The organism is Clostridium frigidicarnis (genome assembly GCF_900111985.1).
GTDB lineage: Bacteria > Bacillota > Clostridia > Clostridiales > Clostridiaceae > Clostridium_Z > Clostridium_Z frigidicarnis.
Genome location: NZ_FOKI01000096.1, coordinates 1 through 1,894, shown reverse-complemented (window position 1 = coordinate 1,894; position 1,894 = coordinate 1). Strand labels below are relative to the sequence as shown.

At 29.1% G+C, this 1,894-nt stretch carries 1 protein-coding gene; it reads right to left on the bottom strand.

What is annotated here, in order from left to right:
• The coding region (locus BM119_RS19415; protein ID WP_143087367.1) for a non-ribosomal peptide synthetase at positions 1 to 1,894 on the bottom strand (1,894 nt) is incomplete at both ends.

Below are 1,894 nucleotides of genomic sequence, written 5' to 3'. Positions count from 1 at the left end.
AAAGAAACTATCATTTATTCCTATTTTATCTACACCTAAAACTTCACTCCATATTCTTACTAGGGTTTCTTCTATAGCATTTCTTGGCGCTTCATAACTCGTTAATCTGTCTTCTAAGTTTGGTTTAGGAAGTGCTCTCCTATCAAGTTTTCCATTAAATGTTATTGGCATCTTGTCTAGTTTTACAAAGTATGATGGTACCATATATTCTGGTAAGCTTTCTTTTAAATAATCTTTCAAATTTAACTCATTAACTTCTTTTTCGCTTACTATATAAGCACAAATATACTTATCCTCATCCTTATCTTCTATTACTATAACTGTTGCTTCTTTAACATCTTCATGTTGTAATAATTTATTTTCAATCTCCCCAAGTTCTATCCTGAATCCTCTTATCTTAACTTGATTATCTATTCTTCCTAAAAACTCTATGTTTCCATCTGGCAACCACTTTGCTAAGTCTCCAGTTGTATACATCTTAGTACCTGGTTCAAATGGATTATCTACAAATTTTTCTGTTGTTAACTCTGACTTATTTAAATATCCTCTGGCTAATCCATCACCTGATATACATAACTCTCCTGCTACACCTATAGGTTGCAATCTTCTGTTTTTATCTAAAATATATAAATTAATATTACTTATAGGCTTTCCTATTGGTATTACGTTTACATCAAAATTGCTCGTAGTCTCAAAATAGGATACATCTATCGTAGCTTCCGTAGGACCATATAAATTTATAAGCTTTTTGCTATTTCCAAACTCTTTATAAAATCTTGATACTTGTTTAAATTTTAATGCTTCCCCACTACAAAATACTTGTCTTAAGCTATTTAATGTTAAGGCTTTCTTACTTTCTTCTAAACAATATAAGAAAACATCCAACATAGAAGGCACAAAATGCATTGTTGTTATTTTATATTTATTTATTACTTCAATTATTTTTACCGAATCTTTTTCGTCATTAGGACTAAGTATACATACTTTTGCACCTACTAAAGACCACCATAAAAATTCCCAAACAGATACGTCAAAAGTATAAGTTGTTTTTTGTAAAACAGTATCTTCCTCATTTAATGGGTACTTATTTTGCATCCACAATAACCGATTAACTAATGCTCTGTGCTCAATCATTGCTCCTTTAGGGTTACCAGTTGTACCTGAAGTATAGATAACATATGCTAAATTTTTTGAGCTGTTTATTTTCTCTAAGTTATTAAAATCCCTATTAAACAAGTTATCTTTAAATAAATCTATAACTGTACCATCAAACTCTAAAGTTTCTACTGACTCAGATTTACTTAATAGTATCTTAGTCTCACTGTCTTTTAAAATATATTCTATTCTATCCTTAGGATATTTCGGATCTATCGGTAGGTATGCTCCCCCTGCCTTTAAGATTCCCATTATTCCCACTATCATCTCTAAGGATCTATCAACCATTACTGCTACTATAGAGTCTGCTTTAATACCTTTAGTTCTCAAAACTCTTGCTAAACTATTAGATTTTTCATTTAACTCTCTATAAGTTAATTTTTTGTCTTCAAATATTACTGCAATATTATCTGGTGTTTTTTCAACTTGTGACTCAAACAATTCTTGTATTGTCTTATCATTTTCATACTCTATCTTCGTATCATTAAACTCATTTAACAATTGATTTTTTTCTTCATCGCTTAATAATTCAATTTCTCCAAGTTTTATTTCATTATTTGTCGTTATACTCTCTAATATAATTAAATAATGTTTACCTAATCTTTCTATGCTACTCTTGTTAAATAGTTTTGAACAATATTCTATATTAATAGCAATTTCATCATTTTGTTCCATAGCATTTAATGTTAAATCAAACTTAGCTACATTGTTTTTACCACTATATGGTATTAACAACATA